Here is a 21,506-nt window from a genome sequence, read left to right on the forward strand (position 1 = left end):
CCCTCACGGGGGGGGGAGGGCGGCGGGGAACACACCGGAGCACACCGCGAAAGGCCTGGGGCCGGATCCCGAAAGGGATCCGGCCCCAGGCCTTTGGTGTGCCGCCTCTCACTCCGCCTCGAACTCCGCGAGCAGCGCGTCGAGGGAGTCGTCCCCGACGCGGGCGGCGGCGATCCGGCGGGCCATCTCGTGCAGGGTGAGCTGTTCCAGGAACAGGGTGATGGGGACGTCGATGTCGAAGTCGTCCCGCAGGCAGCCCACCAGGTGGACGGCGGTCAGCGAGTCGCCGCCCGCCGCGAAGTACGTCATCCCCGGGTCGTCCGCGTCCTCCAGGCCCAGGGCGTCGGCGAGCAGCGCGCGGACCGCCTGCTCCAGGCCGGCGCCGGACTCCCCCGCCTCGGCGGCCTGTTCCGGCACCTCGTCGCGGACCACGCGGGGCGTGAGGTCGTACGCGCCGAAGCTCTCGCCCGCGAAGGGGTAGGCCGGCAGGGAGACCCTCCGCCCGCCGCCCGCCTCGGGCGCGGGGCCGCCGCTGAGCCAGGTCTCGCCCAGCGGGTCGAGGCCGCCGGCGGTCCGTCCCGCTCCCCCGGCCAGTGCGGCGAGCCCGGCCGCCGCGCCCGCCGGGTCGGCCGCCCGCACGTACCCCCGGACGTCCATCGGGGCGCGCCCCACCCGCAGCGTGTGGGCGGTGTCGGCGAGGGACGGGGCGCCGGGCGCCCGCAGCGCGTCCGCCAGCCGTCCGGCGAGGGCGGCGAGATCCTCCGGCGTACGGGCGGACAGCAGCAGGACCTCCTGTACGGATCCCGCGTCCGGCTCCCCGGCGGCGGCGCGCCCCGGCGCCTGCTCCAGCACGACGTGCACGTTCGTGCCGCCGATGCCGACCGAGCTGACACCCGCCCGGCGCGGGCCGCGCTCGGGCTCGGTCCAGGCGGCGGCCCGGTCGACCACGTGGAACGGCGAGTCCTCGAAGGCCATGTCGGGGTGCGGGCGGCCCGCGTTGGCATTGGGCACCAGGGTCGCGTGCTCCAGCATGAGGACGGACTTGATGAGCGCGGCCACCCCCGCGGCGGCGTCCAGGTGCCCGATGTTGGACTTCACCGAGCCGATGCCGATCCGGCCGGTGCCCAGCGCCCCCTTGAAGGCGGCGGTCGCCGCCGCGGCCTCGACCCGGTCGCCCAGCGCCGTGGCCGTACCGTGCGCCTCCAGGTACTGGGCGTCGGCGGGGTCGAGCCCGGCGGCAGCCCACGCCTCGACGATCGCGGCGGTCTGCTGGTCGACGCCGGGCGCGGTGAAACCGACCTTGGTGGCGCCGTCGTTGGTGACGGCACTGCCCCGGATGACCGCGCGGATCGGGTCGTTGTCGGCGAGCGCGTCGGACAGCCGCCGCAGCACCACCACGCCGACGCCGTTGCCGGGTACGGTGCCGCCGGCCCGCTCGTCGAAGGGGCGGCAGCGGCCGTCGGGCGAGAAGATCCCGCCCTGGGTGTGGACGTAGCCGCGTTTGCGCAGGGTGTCGACGGCGACGCCGCCGGCCAGGGCCGTGTCGCACTCGCCGAGCAGCAGCGACTGGACCGCGAGGTGGACGGCGGTCAGCGAGGTCGAGCAGGCGGTCTGCACGGTGAGGCTCGGGCCCTCCAGACCGAGCCGGTACGAGATCCACGGGGCGAGGAACTCGCGGTCGGTGAGGATGCGGACCTGGAGCGCCCCGACCGACGCGGCGAGCCGGGGGTCGGTCGCGGCGGCCAGCATGTGTGCGGTGGAGCCGCCGCCGACGTACACGCCGGTGCGCGCGGAGCCGCCCCGCGGGTTGCGGCCGGCGTCCTCCAGGGCGGCCCAGGCGGTCTGGAGGAGCAGCCGGTGCTGGGGGTCGAGCACGGCGGCCTCGGTGCGGTTGAAGCCGAACAGTTCGGCGTCGAAGCGGTCCGCGTCGGCGAGGTGGCCCTTGGCCGGTACGTAGTCGCGGCCGCGCACCTCGCCGGGGTCGGCGCCGTCGGCGAGGAGTTCCTCCTCGGTGAAGTCGGTCACCGAGCAGACCCCGCCGAGGAGGTTGCTCCAGTAGGCGTCCAGGTCGGGGGCGCCGGGGAAGCGCCCGCTCATCCCGACGATCGCGATCGCGGACTCGGCCGGGGTGGTGTCGGTGGCTGCTGCGTTCTCGGTCATCGTGTGGAGCCTTTCCGGGAGCTGAGGCGGTGGGCGGCGGCGGTGCGGCGTGCGTGCCGGGCGACACCGCGCGCGGCGGCGGTCTCGGCGGGGTGGGCGGGGGCGGGGGCCGGCCCGGTGGGCGCGGCCTTCGCGCGGTCGAGGTGGGCGGCGAGGGCGACGACGGTGGGGTGGCGGAACAGGTCGACGAGGCTGAGGGCGCCGAGGTCGGGCCGCTCGCGCAGGGCGGACAGGACGCTGAGCATCCGTACCGAATTGCCGCCCAGGTCGAAGAAGTTGTCGTGGACGGCGACCCGGTCGAGGGTCAGGACGCGGGACCAGATCCCGGCCACCAGCCGCTCGGTGGGGGTGCCCGCGACGGCGGGCGGGCCGTCCTGCGGGGCCGGGAGGACGGCGGGTGCGGGGAGCCGGGCCCGGTCGATCTTGCCGTTGCGGCTGAGCGGCATCTCGTCGAGCCGGACGAACACCTCGGGCACCATGAAGCCGGGCAGCCGAGTGACGAGGTGGGCGCGCAGGGCGGCGTCCGGGGGCGCGGCGCCGTCCCGGCCGACGACGTACGCGACGAGGCGCTGCTCGGTGCCGGTGCCGTGGACGGCGGCCGCCGCGAGGGCGACGCCCGGTGTGGCGGCCAACAGGGTCTCGATCTCGCCGAGTTCGATGCGTACGCCGCGCAGCTTGACCTGGAGGTCGCTGCGGCCGAGGTAGTGGATGAGGCCGTGGGCGTCGATGCGGCCGAGATCGCCGCTGCGGTACATCCGGGTGCCGGGCCCGCCGTGCGGGTCGGCGACGAACCGTTCGGCGGTCATGCCGGGCTGTCCGATGTAGCCGCGTCCCAGGGAGGCGCCGGCGATGTAGATCTCGCCGGTGACGCCGGTGGGTACGGGCCTGAGCAGGTCGTCCAGGACGTAGATCCGGGCGCCGGCGACGGGGCCGCCGAGGACGACGGGCTCGCCGGGCTCCAGGTCGGCGGTGGTGGCGTAGACGGTGACCTCGCTGGGGCCGTACGCGTTGACGATCCGCCGTCCCGGGGCACTGAGCCGCTCGACCAGTTCGGGCGGGCAGGGCTCGCCGCCGACGCCGACGGTCCGCAGGTCGGGGAGGTGGCCGGTGAGGTCGGGCAGCAGCATCGCGGCGGACGGCGGGAGGAACACGTAGGTGATGCGGGAGTCCCGCAGCTTGTCGAGCAGGGCCTCGCCGATGCGTTCCTCCTCGCTCGGGATGTGCAGCTCGGCGCCCGCCACCCAGGGGAAGAAGAGGTCGGAGACGGCGACGTCGAAGCCGAACGACACGAATTGCAGGACCCGGTCCCCGGCGTCGACCGGGAAGGAGTGCCGGACGGCGCGGGTGAGGTTGACCAGGGCGCGGTGTTCGACGGCGACGCCTTTGGGCACGCCGGTGGAGCCAGAGGTGAACAGGACGTACGCGAGGTCCCCGGGGCCCGGTGGCGGGACCGGTCCGGTGGGGGCCGCGCCCGGCATGACCGGGTCCGTGACGGCCGGCCGGTCCAGGCGCAGGCACGGCACGTCCAGGCTCTCGCCCTTCTCGGCGGTCCCCCGGGAGGTCAGGAGCAGCCCGGTGCCGGAGCTCTCCACCATGTGGCGCAGCCGCGCGGACGGGTGGGCCTGGTCGAGGGGGACGTACGCGCCGCCCGCGCGCAGCACCGCGAGGGCGGCGATGCCCTGGTCGGCCGAGCGGGGCAGGAGCAGGCCGACGCGGAAGCCGGGGCGTACGCCCGCGGCGCGCAGCCGGGCGGCCAGGTCGTCGGCCCGGGCGAGCAGGTCGCGGTAGCTGAGCCGGAGGTCGCCGCTGACCAGGGCGGTGGCGTCGGGGCGCGCCGCCGCGACGTCGGCGATCAGGTCGGGCACCAGGCGGTCCGGCGGCGCCGCCTCGGCCACGCGGTCGGCGACGGCGAGGGTACGGCGGCGTTCGCCGGCCGGGACCAGGTCGACGGTGGACAGCGGGGCGGCCGGGTCGGCGAGCAGCGCGTCCAGCAGGGTCCGGAAGTTGACCGTCCAGCGGCGTACGGTCGCGGCGTCGAGGAGGTCGGCCCGGTAGATGAACTGGGCGGCCAGGTCGGCGCCCCAGCGCTCCACGAAGAGGAGGAAGTCGAACTTGGCGGTGTCCAGGGTGAGGGCGAGCCGCTCGGTGTCCGCGCCGGACAGGCGGAGCGCGACCTCCGCCTCGTCGTCGTAGGTGAGGGCCACCTGTACCACCGGGTCGTGGCTGGTCTCGCGGACCGGGGCGAGGGCGTCGACCACCGCCTCGAACGGGGCGTCCTGGTGCGGGCGGGCCGCCAGCAGCGCGGCGCGGACGCGGTCGGTGAGCCGGTCGAGGGACGGGTCGCCGGAGACGTCGACGCGCAGGGCGAGGGTGTTGGCCAGCATGCCGATCATGCCGCCCAGTTCGGGCCGGTCGCGGCCGGAACTGGGGTAGCCGACGACGAGGTCGTCACGGCCCGACATCCGGGCGAGGAACGCGGCGTACACCGCGAACATCGTCATGAACGGGGTGGCGCCCCGCTCGGCGGCGACCTCCGCCAGGCGTTCCCTGACCCCGGCGTCGAGCAGGAAGCGCTCGACACCGCCGGTGGCCGTACGGACCGGGGGGCGCGGGCGGTCCAGGGGCAGTTCGGCGACGGCGGGCGCGCCGCGCAGGCGGTCGGCCCAGTGCGCCACCGCGTCCTCGAACGCGCCGCCCGCCTGGCGTTCCCGCTGCCAGGCCGCGTAGTCGGCGAACTGGAGCGGGAGGTCGGCCGGCCGGTACGGGGCGCCGCCGGTCTCGTGCCCGTACGCGGCGGACAGCTCGTCCAGCATGAGGCCGAGCGACCAGCCGTCGCACACGAGGTGGTGGGCGACGAGCAGGACGCGGTGGGTGCCGTCGTCCACGGCGTACACGGTGCAGCGCAGCAGGGGTCCGGTGCCGGTGTCGAAGGGGCGGGCGGCCTCCGCGCGGACCAGCGCGTCGACCTGACCGGCCGGCACGTTCCGTACGACCGTGAGCCCGGCCTGCCCGGCGGCGGCGACGATCTGCGCCTGGGTGCCGTCGGCGGCGGTACGGAAGACGGTGCGCAGGGACTCGTGGCGGGCGACGAGCGTGTGGAGCGCGCGGCTGAACGCTGCGGTGTCGAAGGGGCCGCGGACGGCGAACGCGGCGGGGACGTTGTACTGGGCCGTGCCCGGGGCCATCTGGTCGAGCACGAGCAGGCGGCTCTGGGCGTCGGAGGCGGGGAACTCGTACTCCTCGCCCGCCCAGGCGTGGAGGTCGATGAGGTCTACGGCGTCGATGGTCATCGGTTCAGTCCCCTCGGAGGGCGGTTTCGAGGACCGCGGCGATCTCGGCCGCCGGGCCCGGGGTCAGGACGTGGCCGTGGCCGCAGTCCAGGTCGTGCACGTCGAGCGCGGCGGACACGCGGTGCCAGGCCGCCTTCTTCTCGGCCGGGGTGGGCCAGGTGTCGCGGGTGGCGGAGAAGAGCGTCACGCGTCCCTCGTAGGGGGTGGGGCTCCAGTTCCTGACGAGCCGGGTGTGGTGGGTGCCCGCGTCGACGAGGGTGTGCAGCAGGGGGTCGGTCAGGGCGTCGAGGCCGCCGCGGCGGACGGTGGCGAACACCCGGGCGCGGTCCAGCGGTCCCGGTGGCACGGGCAGGTCGGGGGCGTGGCTCTGGAGCAGGATGTGCAGCAGTTCGTCCTCGACGGCCACCGGGTCCAGCGGGGTGCCGAGGATGGTGTCCGGCATCGGCATGGCGTCCACCACGGCGAGCATCCCGACCTCCTCCCCCGCCCGGCGCAGCCGGACCGCCATCTCGTGGGCGAGCGCGCCGCCGAAGGACCGGCCGAGGAGCAGGTACGGCCCGTGCGGCCGGACCGCGCGCAGGCGTGCCACGTACAGGTCGGCCATCGCGCCCATGGAGGGCGGGAGCCGGTCCACCCCGGTCAGCAGGGCGGGGCTCTGGAGGGTGTGCACCGGCCGGGCCGGGTCCAGGTACGGGAGCAGGTTGGCGAACGACCAGCCGAGGCCGAGCCCCGGGTGCACGCAGAAGAGCGGGACGCGGTCGCCTCCCGCGCGGAGGGTGAGCACCGGCTCCAGGCTGTTCCCCGACGGGTCGTCGGATCCGGCGGCCGGCCCGGTGCGCCGCCGGGCGGAGCGCAGCGGGATCCTCGGGGCGCGGCCGGCCGCGGCGGGCGGTGCGTCGAGGCGGGCGGCGAGGGCGGCCGGGGTCGGCGCGTCGAACAGGACCGAGACCGGGATGCGTACGTCGAGGACCGTCTCGATCTTCGACCTCAGGCGCAGCGCGGTCAGCGAGTGGCCGCCGGCCGTGAAGAAGTCGGTGTCGGGGCCGACGGCGGGGAGGCCGAGCACCGTACCGAACAGGGCGCACAGCTCCCTCTCGCGTGCGGTGCGCGGGGCCCGTTCCGTCACCCGGCCGCCGGTGGGTCCCGGGGCGGGCAGGGCGGCGCGGTCGACCTTGTGGTGGCGGGTGAGCGGGATGTGGTCGACGCGCGCCCAGAGGGACGGGACGAGGTGGGCGGGCAGGTGCCGGGCGGCGTGCTCGCGGGCCCGGGCGAGGGTACGGTTCCACCGGTCGTCGCGGGTGTCGGCCTCGGCGCTCTCCGGGCCGGCCTCGTCCAACAGCAGCCAGGCGGCGAGGAGTTTGCCGCCGGCGGCGTCGCACCGGGCGCCGACCACGGCCCGTGCCACGCCGGGGCAGCCGGCCAACGCGACCTCCACCTCGGCGGGTTCGACGCGGAAGCCCCGTACCTTCACCTGGTCGTCGGCGCGGCCGGCGAACTCCAGGACTCCGCCGGCCGTGCGGCGGGCGAGGTCGCCGGTGCGGTACATGCGGCTGCCGGGCGGCCCGTACGGATCGGCGACGAACCGCTCGGCGGTGGCGGCGGGGCGGCCGAGGTAGCCGTGGGCGAGCCCGGTACCGGCGAGGTACAGCTCGCCGGTGGCGCCGGCGGGCATCGGGCGGAGCGCGGCGTCGAGGACGTGGGCGCGGGTGTTGTCGAGGGGGCGGCCGATGGGGACGGTGCCGGGGTCGGCAGGGGTGTCGGTGTGAACGGGGTCGGCGGTGGGGCGGGGGGCGTGCGCGGTGTGCGCGGTGTGAGTGAGGTACGCGGTGTGAGTGGGGTGAGTGGGGTGGGCGGTGTGTGCGGTGGCGAACACCGTTGTCTCGGTGGGGCCGTAGCCGTTGACCACCACGGCCCCCGGGCAGTGCTCCTGGACGCGCCGCACGGTGTCGGCCGCGAGGACGTCCCCGCCCGCCCAGACCTCGCTGAGCCCCGCGAGCGCGTCCGGCGCGATCTCCGCGACGGTACGCAGCAGTTCGGGCGTCAGCATCAGCGCGGTGACGCGCCGGTCGGGCACCACCCGCTTGAGCAGGTCGGGAGTGACGGCCTCGGCGGGCGCGACCACCACCGTCCCGCCGTTGAGGAGCGGGACCCACACCTCGTAGGTGGAGGCGTCGAACGTGTACGGGTTGTGGAACAGCACCCGCCGGTGCGCGCCGCCCGCGAAGCGGCCGTCGGCGGCCAGTTCGGTGATCGCGCGCTGCGGGACGACCACGCCCTTGGGCTCCCCGGTGGAGCCGGAGGTGTAGATCACGCAGGCGGCGGACTCCGGGTGGGCCGGGGGCCCCGCGAAGTCCCTGGGCACGGAACCGTCCTCCTCGATGTCCAGCACCGCGAGGTCCGCGGGCAGCCGGACCGAGGAGGCGCGCGGGGTGAGGGCGAGGACCGGCTCCGCCGCCTGCACCAGGCGGGCGAGCCGCTCCGGCGGCTGGCCCGGGTCGAGCGGCAGCCAGCAGGCCCCCGCCTTGAGGACCGCGAGCTGCGCGACGACCACGGCCGCCGAGCGGGGCAGCAGCAGGGCCACCGTGTCGCCCGGTGCCACGCCCGCCCGGACGAGCCGTCCCGCCAGCCGGTCCGACGCGGCGTCGAGCCGCGCGTAGCTGAGGATCTCGCCGTCCGCGTCGACGGCGGGCGCGTCCGGGGTACGGGCCGCCTGCGCGGCGAACCCGCCGGTCAGGGTGGTGGGTCCGGCGACGGTACGGGACGGGCCCGCGGCGAGCGCGAGCAGCCGGTCGTGCTCGGCCTCCGGGAGGGCGTCGATGTCCTCGGCCGACCGCCCCGGATCCGCGGCGAGTTGTTCCAGGACGCGCACGACACTCCGGGTGACCCCGGTGGCGGAGATGCCCCGGCGGCAGCTCACGGACAGCAGCAGCCGGTCCTCGGCGACGACGGCGAGGGTGACGGGGTAGTGGGTGGCGTCCCCCACGTCCACCAGGCGCACGGAGTCGGGGCCGTCCTGGCTCGCCGGGCTCTGCGGGAAGTTCTCGAAGGCGAGGATCGAGTCGAAGAGTTCTCCCGCCCCCGCGGCCCGCTGCACCTCGGCGACGCGGGCGTGGTGGTGGGCCAGCAGCCGGGACTGCTCGTCCTGGACGCGGCGGAGCAGTTCGCCGGCGCTCTCGCCGTCGCGCAGCCGCACCCGTACCGGCAGGGTGTTGATGAACAGGCCCACCATGGACTCGACGCCCGGCAGGTCGTGCGGGCGTCCGGAGACGACGGCGCCGAAGACCAGGTCGCGGGAGCCGGTGAGCCGGGCCAGCACCAGAGCCCAGGCGACCTGGACCAGGGTGTTGAGGGTGACGCCCTCCTCGGCGGCCCGTGCGGTGAGGGTGCCGGTGAGCGCGGTGGACAGCCGGATGCGGGTCCGGTCGGGCGCGGTGTCGGGACCGTCCGGGGCAAGCAGCGCGGGCCGCTCCAGGCCGTGGAGCGACTCGGCCCAGGCGGCGTCGGCCCGTCGCTGGTCCTGTCCGCCCAGCCACACCAGGTAGTCGCGGTAGGGCACGGGGGGCGGCAGCGGGCGGCCCGCGACGAGGGCCGCGAGGTCCCGTTCGAGGATCGGCAGGGACCAGCCGTCGAGCAGGATGTGGTGGAAGGACACGATCAGTTCGGCGCCGGTGTCGTGCCGCAGGAACGTGGCGCGGACCAGGGGCGGGCGGGCCAGGTCGAAGCGGAGTGCCGCGTCCTCGCGCAGCGCCTCCTCGGTTCGCGCGGTGACGTCGTCCAGGCCCAGGCCGGTCAGGTCGACCTCGGTCCAGGGCAGCCGGACGGCCTTCGGGACGACCTGGACGGGCCGGTCGAGGCGCTCGTGCCGGAAGCAGGCGCGCAGGTTGGGGTGGCGGTCGAGGAGGGCGGCCACTCCCGCCCGCAGCGCGTCGGCGGTGACGGCCGGGCCGATGAGGAAGCGGGCCTGCACCAGGTAGGGGTCGGGGCCGCCGGTGTCGCGGGCGGCGTGGAAGAGCAGTCCTTCCTGGACCGGGGAGAGCGGTAGTACGTCCGCGATGCGCGCGTTCATCGCCGTTCTCCTTCGTAGGCGGGGGTTACGGTGCCGTGGATGCCGGTGCCGGGGTCGTCGGCGTGTCCGAAGTCGCCGGATCCGTCGAAGTGGTCGGGGCCGTCGAAGTGGTCGGGGCCGTCGAAGGTGCCGAAGTCGTCGAAGTCGCCGGCGCCGTCCACGTCGAGCTCCTCGCCGAGGAGGTCGAGCTGGTCCCCGGTGAGGTCGACCAGCGGGAAGTCCGACGGGCTGTGGACCGCCCCGCCGCCCGGCCCGCACCGGTCCGCGAGGACGCCGAGCGCCTCGGACCAGGCGGCCGCCAGCGCCCGTACCTCGTCCTCGGTGAACACCTCGGCCGCGTAGGAGAAGGTCGCCTCCAGCAGGAGGGCGCCGTTCTCCTCGCGGGACAGCACGTCCACCTCCAGCGCGTGGCCGAGCGGTACGGCGTCGGGGCCGACGTCGAGCAGCCGCCCGCCCGCCGCGTCGGACTCGGCGAACCGGCCCAGGTAGTTGAAGCGGACGTCGGGGACGGTGAGCGCGGCGAGTGCCGGCCCCGCCGTGGGGTGGAGGTAGCGCAGGAGTCCCCAGCCGAGGCCGCCCGCGGGCACACCCCGCAGTTGCTCCTTGACGTTTTTGAGCGCCTCCCCCGGCCGGCCGCCGGACCGTACGGCGGCGGCGCCGAGGTCGAGCCGGACCGGGTACTGCGTGGTGAACCAGCCGACGGTGCCGGACACGTCCACCGGAGCGGAGATCACTTCGCGGCCGTGGCCCTCCAGGTGGACCAGCAGGGCGGATCCGCTCCCGCGCCGCTGGACGGCCGCCGCCGTGAGCGCGGTCAGCATCACCGCGTCCGGGCGGCAGTTGAAGACGCCCGGCAGGGTGACGAGGGCGCTCCTGGTGAGGTCGGGGCCCAGTTCGACGGTGAGGGTCCGCCGGTGCCCGCCGGTCCCCCGGCCGTCGGCGATCCGGGCCGTGTCGTCCGTCAGTTGTCTTTCCCACCAGGGCAGTTCGCCGATGCGCCGGTCCGCCTCCTGGGACAGCAGCCGGGACCAGCGGGTGAACGACGCGGTCCGCGCGGGCGCCGGGTCGCCGGCCGCGCCGGGGTGGCCGAGCGCCGGGGCGAGTTCCTGGCCGATGACCCGCCAGGACAGTCCGTCGACGGCCAGGTGGTGGACGGTGACGAGCAGGGCGCCGGGGCGGCCGGGGCCCGCGTCGAGCCACACGGCCCGCAGCATCTCGCCGTCCTCGGGGCGCAGGGCGGTGGTAACCGCCAACTTCCGCGCCCGCTTCAGGAGATCGGCGTCCGGGGGGACGGCCGTCCGGAGGGTGCGGGCGTTGCCCGGGGCCGCCTCGGCGGGCACCTCCAGCTCCCAGTCGGCGTCGTCGTGGCGCACCAGGCGCATCCGCAGCGCGGCGTGGCGCGCGGCCAGTGCGGTGACGGCCGCCGCGAGCGTGCCGACGTCGGTGCCCGCGGCCGCCGGGAAGACCATGGACTGGGTGAACGCCGAGGTGTCCGGGCCCTGTTCGCGCCACCAGCGCATCACGGGGGTGAGCGGCAGGCGGCCGTACCCGGTGTCCTCCTCCACGGGGAGGCCGTCGTCGGGGGTGCGGGCGAGCACGGCGAGCCGGGCGGGGGTGCGGACGGTGAACACGTCGTGGGGGGAGAGCACCAGACCGGCCGCCCTGGCCCGTACCGCGAGCTGGATGGCCATGATGCTGTCGCCGCCGAGCCGGAAGAAGTCGTCGTCCGGGCCCGCCTGTTCGAGGCCGAGGAGGCCGGCGAACAGGCCGCAGAGGATCTCCTCGCGGGCCGATCCGGGCGTCCGCACGGTGTCGTCGGCACGCTGCTCGGGCGCGGGCAGCGCCGCCCGGTCGAGCTTGCCGCTCGACAGCAGGGGCAGGGCGCCGAGCGCCACCACGGCGGCGGGGACCAGGGCCGCGGGCAGGCGCCCGGCGGCGTGGAGCAGCAGCGCGTCCGGGTCGATCTCCCGCCCGGGGGCGGGGACGACGTACGCGACGAGTTGCGCGGCGCCGGCGCGGCTGTCCCGTACGACGGCCACCGCCCGGTCGACGGTGGGGTGTTCGGTGAGCGCGGCGGCGATCTCGCCCGGCTCGATGCGCAGTCCGCGCAGCTTGACCTGCTCGTCGCCGCGCCCGAGGTAGTGGGTGGTGCCGGTGTGGTCGCGGTGGGCGAGGTCGCCGGTGCGGTACATGCGGCTGCCGGGCGGCCCGTAGGGGTCGGCGACGAACCGCTCGGCGGTGAGCGCGGCGCGCCCCAGGTAGCCGCGGGCGAGGGCGGGCCCCGCGAGGTACAGCTCGCCGCCCACCCCGGCGGGCACCGGGCGCAGCCGCGCGTCGAGGACGTAGGCGCCGGTGCCCGGCAGCGGGGTGCCGATGGGCGGGGTGGTGCCGTCGGCGGCGAGGGGGGCGGAGAGGGTGGAGACGACGGTGGTCTCGGTGGGCCCGTACGCGTTGAGGAGGCGGCGGCCCCCGGTGGCCCAGCGGGCGACCAGGTCCGGCGGGCAGGCCTCCGCGCCGACGAGGAGGGTGCGCAGCTCCGGGTGGGGGGCGAGGGGCACGGTCGCGAGCACCGACGGCGGGACGAAGGCGCAGGAGACACGGCGTGCGGTCAGGACGTCCCCGAGGGCGTCGCCGACGAGGGGGCCGCGGGGCGGCAGGACGAGGGTGCCGCCGGAGCCGAAGGCGAGGCACATCTCGCCGACGGAGATGTCGAAGGACGGCGGGCCGAGCTGGAGCACCCGGCTGTCGGCGCCGAGCGCCGCGCCCGCCACCAGGCCCTGGGCGAGGGCGGCCACCCCGGCGTGGGTGACGACGACGCCCTTGGGGGTGCCGGTGGAGCCGGAGGTGTGGATGACGTGGGCGGCGCCGGCGGGGTCGGGCCGGCCGGGCGGCAGTGGTGCGTCCGCCCAGGCGTCCGGGTCGAGGACCAGGGTCGGGAGGTCCGTCCCGGCGGGGGGTGCGGCGCCGGGTGCGGTGACCAGGAGGGCGGGCGCGGCCTCGGCGAGGAGGCGGCGCAGGCGCTCGGCGGGGTGCGCCGGGTCGACGGGCAGGTAGGCGGCGCCGGCCCGCTGGGCGGCGAGGGCGGCGACGGGCCAGTCGGTGCCGCGGTCGAGGGCGAGGGCGACGATCCGGCCGGGGCCGGCTCCGTACCGTGCCATCCTGGCGGCCAACCGGTCGACCCGGTCGGCGAGTTGGGCGTAGCTGAGGGTCCCGTCCGCGGTGTCGAGGGCGGGGGCGCCGGGGGTGCGGGCGGCCTGCCGGGCCACCAGTTCGGGGAGCGAGGCGGGGGCGGGCGCGGCGGGTCCCGCCGAGTCGGCGAGGAGCCGTACGCGCCGGGCGGCGGGCACGAGGTCGATGTCGCCGACGAGCGCGGTGGGGTCGGCGGTGATACGGCGGAGGAGTTCGACGTAGCACTCGGTCCAGTGGGCCACGGTCTCGGGGGCGAAGACGTCGGTGCGCAGCCCGAAGCTGCCCTCCATGCCGTCGTCGCAGTCCTTCACGACGCCGACGAGGTCGTGCTCGCCGCCGGTGTGGATGCGCTCGGGCTCCGCGAACTCCTTCATGACGGAGACGCTGGGCTGCTGCGTCAGGTGCATGAAGACCCACTGGTAGAGCGGGGCCCGGCCCGCGCTGCGCTCGGGGGCGGCGGCCGACACGATCCGGCCGACCGGTACGTCCGCGTTGGCCATCAACTCGGGGAAGTCGACGGCGAATCCGGCGAGGACGTCGGCGAAGGAGCGGTCGGGCCGCACCCGCCAGCGGGTCGGGACGGCGTTCATGACGTACCCGATGACCTGGTCGAGGCCCTTGGCGGCGCGGTTGGCGATGGGCGTGCCGAGGACCAGGTCGTCGGCGCCGCTGACCCGGTGCGCGAGGACGGCGAAGGCCGCCATGAGGACGACGTAGACGGAGGCCCCGCGCTCGCGGGCCAGGGCGCGTACGGCGGCGGCGGTCGGCGCGTCGATGTGGAAGGGGACCTGGGCGATGCCGTCCCCCTCGGTGACGGGGGTCCCGCCGCCGCCGGGCACGGTGAGGGGCCCGGGCGGGTCCGCGAGGTAGCGGCGCCAGAAGTCGAGGCGGGCCCCGAAGACCCCGGACTCCGCCAACTCGTCCTGCCAGGAGGAGAAGTCGGCGTACTGGACGGCGGGCCGCGTCAGCGGCGGCTCCTTGCCGTCGCGCAGGGCCCCGTACGCCTGGGCGAACTCGTTCTGGAGGACGTCGAACGACCACCAGTCGCTGATGGTGTGGTGCAGGCTGAGCATCAGGGTGGAGCGCCGCTCGTCGACCCGGACGAACCGGGCCCGGATCAGCTTGTCCCGGGCCAGGTCGAAGGGGCGGGCGCGGAAGGCCTCGAAGGCCGCGTCGATGGTCGTACCGGTGCCGCGGAGGTCCTCGCGCTCCAGGTCGAAGGGGCCGTCGTCGGGGAACTCGACCCGCAGCCCGCCTTCTTCGTCCGTCCTGATGCGGGTGCGCAGGACGTCGTGGTGACGCTGGATCAGTGTCAGCGCCGCCGCCAGGTGCTCCGGGTCGGCGGGGCTGTCGAAGTGGTAGGCGGAGCACAGGTTGAGGGCGGGGGTGCCGGGATAGAGCGAGTCGTACACCCACAGGTCGTGCTGGGCGGGGCTGAGGGGCACCGGCCTGCCGGGGTCGCGCGAGGGGATGACGGCGGGTATCTCGCGGGCGCGGCCGGCTTCCAGGAGGCGGCGCATCAGGCGGACCCGCTGCTCCCTGCCGAGGGCGCCGAACCGGTCGGCCATGGAGGGGGACGCCGCGGCGGGGGCGGCGCGGAGGACGGTGGGGGCACTCATCACAAGGTCTCTTTCAGTTCGGCCAGCCGGTGCAGTCCGGCCAGTACGTCGTCCCGTCCGATGCCGAAGTCGATGAAGCAGGCGACCTCGTCGACGCCCAGCTCGGCCAGATCGGCGAGCATCTTGGCGCAGTGGCCGGGCGAGCCGAGGAGACTGCCCCAGCTCAGGTAGCGCTCGAACGCGAACTCGGCGAGCATCGCGGCCTGTTCGTCGGTGAGCCGGGCGGTCGCGGCGTCCGCGGACCGGTTGGCGGCGGTCTGGCGGACGTACGAGGCGAGGTAGGCCCTGAGGGGCGCGCCGGCCTGGCGGCGTACCTCCGCGTCGTCGGTGCCGACGTAGGTGTGAGCCATCAGGGTGACCCGGCCGTGCGCGTCGGTGCCCCGCTGGTCGGGGGCCCCGGCGCAGGCGGCGCGGTAGCGGGCGATGCGGTCGGCGAGTTCGTCCCGGGTCTGTCCGACGGTCGCGCCGAGCACTCCGGCGCGCAGCCGTCCGGCGGCCTCCCAGGTCTCCGGGTTGCCGGAGGTGGTGACCCACAGCGGCAGGGTCTCCTGAACGGGCCGGGGCTGGGGCACGACGGAGACCGGGGTGCCCGTCCCGTCCGCGTACTCGGCGGGTTCGCCCGCCCACAGGGCGCGCAGCCGGGGGATGGTCTCCAGGGTGGCGCGCCTGCGGTCCTCGTACCGCTCGGGCGCGAGGGTGAAGTCCTTGGAGTGCCAGCCGGTGGCGACGGACAGGCCGGCCCTGCCGTGGGAGAGGTTGTCGACGACGGCCCAGTCCTCGGCGACCTTCAGCGGGTGGTGGAGGGGCAGGACGACGCTGCCGGCGCGGATCGCGATCCGCTCGGTGGCGACGGCGAGGGCCGCGCTGAGCACCGGCGGGCTGGGGAACACCTGTCCCACCTGCTGGAAGTGGCGTTCGGGGGTCCAGACGGCGTGGAACCCGAGCCGGTCCGCGGTCCTGGCCACGGTGAGGATGTCCTCGTACGTCTCGGCGTGCCGGGTCTCCCCGGCGGTGGTGCTGTCCGCACCGAAGAACATCACACTGAGGTCCACTGCCACTCCTCCTGGGGGGTGCCGGGCCGGCCGGGGGTCTGGTGCTGTCGTGCCGGGGTGGTGTGCTGTCGCGGCACCCGGGGGCGGCGCGTGATGGGGGCCGCCGCGGGTGCGGCCTGGGCGGCCGGGCGCGCCAGCTCGGCGGCGAGGGCGGCGACGGTGGGCGCGGCGAAGAGCTGGGCCGCGGTCACGGGGCGTTCCTCGGTGCTGAGGCGGGCGGCGACGCGGACCGCGCGCAGCGAATTGCCGCCGAGCGCGAAGAAGTTGTCGTGCGGTCCGGCCGCCGGCACGCCGAGGACGTCGCACCACACGGCGGCGGTCCGCCGCTCCAGGTCCGTCAGGGGGCGGGACCCGCCCTCCGGGGTCCTGGCGGGTGCGGCGACGGTGTCACCGACGCCGGCGCGCCGGGGCGGTGGGGTGAGGCCGAGGCGGGAGAGCGGGGTGGCGGGGGCGGCGGCCGCCGCTTCCAGGGCGTACGGGAGGGTGTCGGCGAGCCAGTCGACGAAGCCGGCGTCGAGGGTGTCCTCGCGGTACTCGAAGGTGAGTGTCAGTCCGTCCGGTGAGCCGTCGGGGCCGGTGGAGTCGGTGACGTCCACGAGGAGTTCGAAGCGGGCGGCGCCGGTACGGACGACCTCGACGCCCTGGTCGGCGCCGGGCAGGGTGACCTCGGCGCGCGCGTTGTTCTGGAGGGCGAGGACCACGTCGGTGAACGGCTGGCGGCCGGGTGTGCGGGGTGGGTTGAGGGCGCCGACCACGTCCTCGAACGGCACGTCCTGGTGGGCGAAGGCGGAGAGGTCGGTCTCCCTGACCCGGGCGAGCAGCTCCCCGGCGGTGGGGTCGCCGGACAGGTCGGTGCGCAGGACCAGCATGTTGACGAAGAACCCGACGACGTCCTCGACGCTGCCGTCGCCGGACCGGCCCGCGACCGGGGCGCCGATCGCGGTGTCCTCGTGGGCCCCGGCCCGTACCAGCACGGTGGCGAGCGCGGCGTGCAGGGCCATGAAGAGGGTGGCGCCCTGTGCGCGGGCGGCGTCGACCAGCCGGGCGTGGGCGGCCGCGCCGAGGCGGCGTACCACCACCCGGGCGGCGGGGCCGGGGACGGCGGGGCGGCCTGAACGGCGGGGCAGCAACGGCCCTTCGGTGGGCAGGCCGTCCAACTCCTTCCGCCAGTAGGTGAGTTGCCGGGCGGCGAGCGCGTGCGGGTCGGCGGGCGAGCCGAGCCGATCGAGCTGGTGGCGGGCGTGTTCCGCGTACGGGACGGGGAGCGGGGGCAGTACGGACGTGTCCTGGCCGCCCCCGGCCCGCGCGCGGTAGGCGCGGGACAGGTCACGGAACAGCGGGCGCAGCGACCAGCCGTCCCCGGCGATGTGGTGGACGAGCACCAGCAGCGCGTGCTCGTCGGGGCGCTCCCGGCTGGTGAACAGGGTGGCGCGCAGCGGGAGTTCGGTGCGCAGGTCGAAGCGGTGGGCGGCCTCGCGCCCGATCTCCCCGGCCAGGTCGGCGGCGGGCAGCCGGACGTGCTGGAAGGGCGGCCGCGCCTCCGTGCCGGTCCGTACGTCCCGTACGGGCGAGCCGTCCGCCTCGTCGAAGACGGTACGGAGCACCTCGTGCCGGCCGGCGACGTCCGCGAGGGCGTCGCTCAGCGCGTCCGGGTCGACGTCGCCCCGCAGGCGGACGAGCATCGGCAGGTTGTACGCGGCGCCCGCGCCGATCCGGTCCAGGAACCACAGGCGGTGCTGGGCGGGGGACACCGGGAGCGCGGCGGAGCCCGGTGCGCGGGCGGCGGTGGGCGTCGCGGGGAGGGTCCGGGGCGCCGTGTCGACGTAGGGCGCGAGCAGGGCGGGGGTGGGTGACCCGAAGAGGGTACGGAGGTCCAGCTCGGCGCCGAGGGTGGCGTGGATCCGGCCGAGCAGCCGGGCGGCGAGGAGGGAATGCCCGCCCAGGGAGAAGAAGTTGTCGTCCGGGCCGACCGGGCCGGTACGCAGGACCTGGGCGAAGAGGTCACGCAGGGCGGCCACCGTCCCGCCCGCTTCCTCGCCTCCCGGGGCGGCCGTCGTGCGGCCCGGCTCCGGGAGGGCGGCCCGGTCCAGCTTCCCGCTGGGGGTCAGCGGCAGCGCGTCCAGCGGGACGAACGCGGCCGGTACGAGGTACTCGGCCAGGACGGTACGGGCGTAGGCGCGCAGCTCGTCGGCGGAGGGCGCCCGCCGTCGTCCGCCGCGCGGGACGACGTACGCGGTGAGCTGCCGGTCGCCGGCCGGGTGCGCGTGGGCGACGACGGCCGCCCGGTCGATGTCCGGGTGGCGGGCCAGGACGCTCTCGATCTCGCCCGGCTCGACCCGGAAGCCCCGGATCTTCACCTGGCTGTCGGCCCGGCCCAGGTAGGCGAGGACCCCGTCGGGGCCGCGCCGTACGAGGTCGCCGGTGCGGTAGAGGCGCTCGCCGGAGGGGGCGGCCACGAAGCGTTCGGCGGTCAGCGCCGGCCGGCCCCGGTAGTCGCGGGCGACGCCCGCCCCGGCGGCGTACAGCTCACCGGTCTCCCCGTCCGGCACCGGCCGGAGGTGCTCGTCGAGGATGTGCAGGCGCTTGCCGGCCAGCGGACGGCCGATGGGGACCGGTCCGCCGTCGCGGACGTCCTCCGGGGTCACGGGGTGGACGGTCAGGAAGATCATGCACTCGACGGGGCCGTAGCCGTTGCTCAGCCGCAGGCCGGGGTGGCGCTCCAGGGCGCGGGCCGCGTGCGGCGCGGACAGCGCCTCGCCGCCCACGACGAGTTCGCGCAGTCCGTCGAGGGCCCGCGGGTACTCGTCGACGATGACGTTGAAGAAGGACGCCGAGAGGTACAGGGACGTGACGCCGTGCTCGGCGACGAGCCGTGCCATCACGAAGGGTTCGGGACGGCGTCCCGGGTGCAGGACGCAGGTCCCGCCGCCCAGGAGGGGGCCCCACAGTTCCAGGGCGAACGCGTCCCAGGACAGCGGCGCGCACTGGAGCCACACGGACCCCGGGCCGAAGGAGGCGAAGTCCTGTCCGGTGAGGGTGGCCGTCACGGCGTGGTGCGAGGCGGCGATGCCCTTGGGCCGTCCGGTCGATCCGGAGGTGAACATCACGCAGGCGATGTCGTCGGGGCGTACCGGGACCGCGCCGCGGGCCAGCGGGCGGGCGGAGGGGGCGTCCTCGACGTACACGCGGGGGACGCCGGGCACGCCGGGGTCGGCGTCGCGGGTCGACACCACCGCGGCGATCCCGGCGTCCGCCGCCATCGCGCGCAGCCGCTCCGCGGGGAAGGCGGGGTCGAGGATCACGTATCCGGCGCCGGCCTTGAGGACGCCGAGGACCGTCACCACCAGCGCGGCGGAGCGCTCCAGGAACACCCCGACCGTGTCACCGTGCCGGACGCCGCTCGCCATGAGCAGGCCGGCGAACCGGTCCGCGCGGGCGTCGAGTTCGGCGTAGCCGAGGCGCTCGTCGCCGTCGATCAGGGCCGTCGCGCCGGGGGTCCGTACCGCCTGTTCCTCGAACCGTTCATGCGTGCACTTCATCGCGCTCACCTCCTGGGTGGCTGCTCTCCGCGCGGGGCGCGGGGCGCGCCTCGGGCGACACGGACGCCTCGGCGTTCCCGGGTGCTCCGATCGCCGCGGACGCTCCGGTCGCTTCGGGTGCTTCGGGCGCGTCCGGGGCTCCGGGCGCGTCGTGGTCGAGCAGCAGGTCGTCGATGTCCCTGATGGAGCGGCTGGCGAGGCCCCACAGGGCGATCGCGGTCCCGCCGACGCCGGCGAGGAACAACATGGCCGCCATGCCACTGCCGGGCCCGTCGCCGACGAGCGGGCCGAGGACGGTGAAGATGCCGGAGCCGTCGGCGGCGGCCGGTTCGAAGACGTGGTCCGCGAGGGGCCCCGAGACCGCCATGGCCACGGGGACGGAGATCTGCGACAGGAACATGACCGCGCCGAAGACCCGGCCCTGCCACGCGTGGGGGACCTTGGTCTGCACGATCGCCTGCATCGACGCGTTGACCGTCGTCATGAGCAGGGCGCCGATCAGGATCGCCACGCACCAGCCGGCCACTCCGCCGGCCAGACCCATCGCGACCAGGCCGGACAGGCACATGCCGACCACGCCGAGCATCATGCCCCGGCCGCGGTTCCTGGGGCCGCCCCAGGCGGCCATCAGGAGCGCGCCGGCCACTCCGCCGACCCCGATCGCGCTGTTCACGGCGGCGAGCGCGCCGGTGTCGGCGCGCAGCAGCACCATCGGCGAGATGAGGGCGAAGCCGAAGACCATGACCAGGTTGACCAGGCAGAAGTTGACGATCAGGTCGCGCAGGCTCGGTACGCGGAACAGGTAGCGCAGCCCCTCGACGGCGTCGGCCGTGATCCGCCGCCTCGGCGCGCCGCCGGCGTCCTGGACGACCACGTCGCCCTTGAGCCGCACGAGGCGGATCCCGACGAGCGCGAAGGCGTAACTCGCCACGTCCACCAGGAGCGTGGGGCCGATCCCGAAGAGCGCGACGAGGAGGCCGCCCAGGGCGGGGCCGCCGATGCCGGCCGCGCTCTTGGCGCCGGCCAGCAGGCCGTTGGCGCGGCCGAGCTGGTCCTTGCGGACGAGGAGGGGAACCGCCGAGGACAGGGCCGGGAACTGGAACGCGGCGCACACCCCGAGCAGTACGGTGGCCGGATATATCTGCCAGGACTGGAGGGCCCCGAGGTAGTGGAGAAGAGCGAGGGAGCCGACGACGACCAGGCCGCCGGCGTCCGCCAGTTGGAGCGCGGTCCGCTTCGGCATCCGGTCGACGATCGCACCCGCAATCGGGCTGAACACCGCCTGGGGGAGCATCGCGCACAGGGAGAGGACGGTGACGGCCGTCGCCCGTTCGCCGCTCGACCACACCTCGACGATGAAGGCGAACCGGACCGCGGCGCTGCCCACCAGGGACACCGCCTGACCGGACCAGACGAGCATGAGCGGCCCCATCCCGGCGAGAGCACCGGGAATGTCCGCTGTTTTCCGGGCGGCCCTCACGATCCGGGCCCCCTGTCCACGGGGGCCGGGTACCTCGTACCGCGGCCTTCGAACGGTTTGATCGCCACGCCTCAATCCCCCAGGGTTGTCGCTGTCCACGCGGATCACCACGGATCCCGGCCTGAATCGAACGGGGTCAGCATGCGTCGGGGGATTACCTCCGCGTTCCCTTCGCGAACACCGGAACGGGAAGCGGGCGGGAACGGATCGGGAGGCCATCGGGACCCGGACCGGCCAGGGTCGTCACGTAGTTGTCTGCACAGAAGGAGTACTCCCGTGAAGAACCCCAGGGACCATTCGCCCGACGGGGCGGATCTGCGCCACGCCCTCCAGGACCTGACCACCGTGGAGCGGTGGGCCGAGCGCGTGGCGTCGGGCGGCCGTCCCGAGCCGTACGCCGCGCAGGAGTCCCTGGACGGGCCCCAGTTCAGTGTGGAGACCGAGACCGAGAACGGCATGCACACCGTCGCCGCGATCGTGGCGCTGCCGCCCGGCCAGGACGCCGGGGCCGGGGCATTGGGCGAGACGGACCGCGCGGTGCTCCGGTCGCTCGTGCGGTCGCTGCTCGACCTCGCCGGCCACGAGGCGGGCCCGGCCCGTACGCATGTGGTCCTGACCCCGGGAGGACCCCGGGTGGCGGCCTGCCAACTGGGGCCGCACCACCTGGTGTTGGACCGTTCCCGTAGCCGTTCCCCGGGCCGGTAACGGGGCGGGAACGGTCAGGGAACGCCCGCCAGCAACATCAGTGGTGTCGGGAAGCGGAACACCGCGAACCACCGGAAACACCACATCTTAGGGGCGGACCATGGGACGTAAGCTTGCTGGACTCTTCGGGATCATCGCGGCGACGCTGGCCTTCGGCTTCGGTACGGTGACCCAGGCGGCGCACTCGCAGGGCCCGCAGAGCACCCAGCAGGTTGTCGCCGACGACAAGGGCCCGACCATCGTCCCGGCGGACGACAAGGGTCCGACCGCGGTGCTCGCCGACGACAAGGGCCCGACCGTGATCGTCCGTACCTTCGACGACAAGGGCCCCACGTCCGCCGCTCTCTGAACCACTCCCCCGCCCCACCCGCACCACCCGCTCGACCCGAACAGCTGAGCCCCGTAC

At 75.6% G+C, this 21,506-nt stretch carries 9 protein-coding genes; 2 read left to right on the forward strand and 7 right to left on the reverse strand.

Annotated elements, in window-relative coordinates; all coding sequences use genetic code 11:
- Positions 1-108: 108 nt before the first annotated feature.
- Genes HA039_RS02540 through HA039_RS02570 form a run of 7 tightly spaced genes read right to left on the reverse strand, consistent with a single transcriptional unit; the run spans position 109 to position 20,335 of the window.
- On the reverse strand, positions 109-2,160 hold the full coding sequence (locus HA039_RS02540; RefSeq protein ID WP_167023078.1) for a type I polyketide synthase: 2,052 nt from the start codon (positions 2,158-2,160) through the stop codon (positions 109-111).
- The gene (locus HA039_RS02545) at positions 2,157-5,450 is read right to left on the reverse strand and encodes a non-ribosomal peptide synthetase (RefSeq protein ID WP_167023081.1); all 3,294 of its coding nucleotides are present in this window, start codon (positions 5,448-5,450) and stop codon (positions 2,157-2,159) included. The genes HA039_RS02540 and HA039_RS02545 overlap by 4 nt, the downstream gene beginning before the upstream one ends.
- 4 nt (positions 5,451-5,454) lie before the next feature.
- Positions 5,455-9,516 (reverse strand): non-ribosomal peptide synthetase, encoded by a 4,062-nt coding sequence (locus HA039_RS02550; RefSeq protein WP_167023084.1) that lies wholly within the window; start codon positions 9,514-9,516, stop codon positions 5,455-5,457.
- Positions 9,513-14,324 carry a non-ribosomal peptide synthetase gene (locus HA039_RS02555; RefSeq protein WP_167023087.1) on the reverse strand — a complete coding sequence of 1,604 codons (4,812 nt, stop codon included), beginning with the start codon at positions 14,322-14,324 and terminating at the stop codon, positions 9,513-9,515. The genes HA039_RS02550 and HA039_RS02555 overlap by 4 nt, the downstream gene beginning before the upstream one ends.
- Positions 14,324-15,376 (reverse strand): MupA/Atu3671 family FMN-dependent luciferase-like monooxygenase, encoded by a 1,053-nt coding sequence (locus HA039_RS02560; protein ID WP_167023090.1) that lies wholly within the window; start codon positions 15,374-15,376, stop codon positions 14,324-14,326. Before HA039_RS02560 ends, HA039_RS02555 begins: the two co-directional genes overlap by 1 nt.
- The gene (locus HA039_RS02565; protein ID WP_167023093.1) at positions 15,361-18,915 is read right to left on the reverse strand and encodes a non-ribosomal peptide synthetase; all 3,555 of its coding nucleotides are present in this window, start codon (positions 18,913-18,915) and stop codon (positions 15,361-15,363) included. The genes HA039_RS02560 and HA039_RS02565 overlap by 16 nt, the downstream gene beginning before the upstream one ends.
- A complete protein-coding gene (locus tag HA039_RS02570; protein WP_167023096.1) occupies positions 18,899-20,335 on the reverse strand; it encodes an MFS transporter in 1,437 nt (478 codons plus the stop codon). Before HA039_RS02570 ends, HA039_RS02565 begins: the two co-directional genes overlap by 17 nt.
- 336 nt (positions 20,336-20,671) lie before the next feature.
- Here HA039_RS02570 and HA039_RS02575 point away from each other — a divergent pair, with 336 nt between their 5' ends.
- Entirely contained in the window at positions 20,672-21,100 is a 429-nt protein-coding gene (locus tag HA039_RS02575; protein WP_167023099.1) for a hypothetical protein, read from the forward strand.
- 100 nt (positions 21,101-21,200) lie between these two features.
- Positions 21,201-21,449, forward strand: coding sequence for a hypothetical protein (locus tag HA039_RS02580; RefSeq protein WP_167023102.1), 249 nt, complete (start codon positions 21,201-21,203; stop codon positions 21,447-21,449).
- The last annotated feature ends 57 nt before the right edge of the window (positions 21,450-21,506 follow it).

The sequence above is a fragment of the Streptomyces liangshanensis genome (assembly GCF_011694815.1).
GTDB lineage: Bacteria > Actinomycetota > Actinomycetes > Streptomycetales > Streptomycetaceae > Streptomyces > Streptomyces liangshanensis.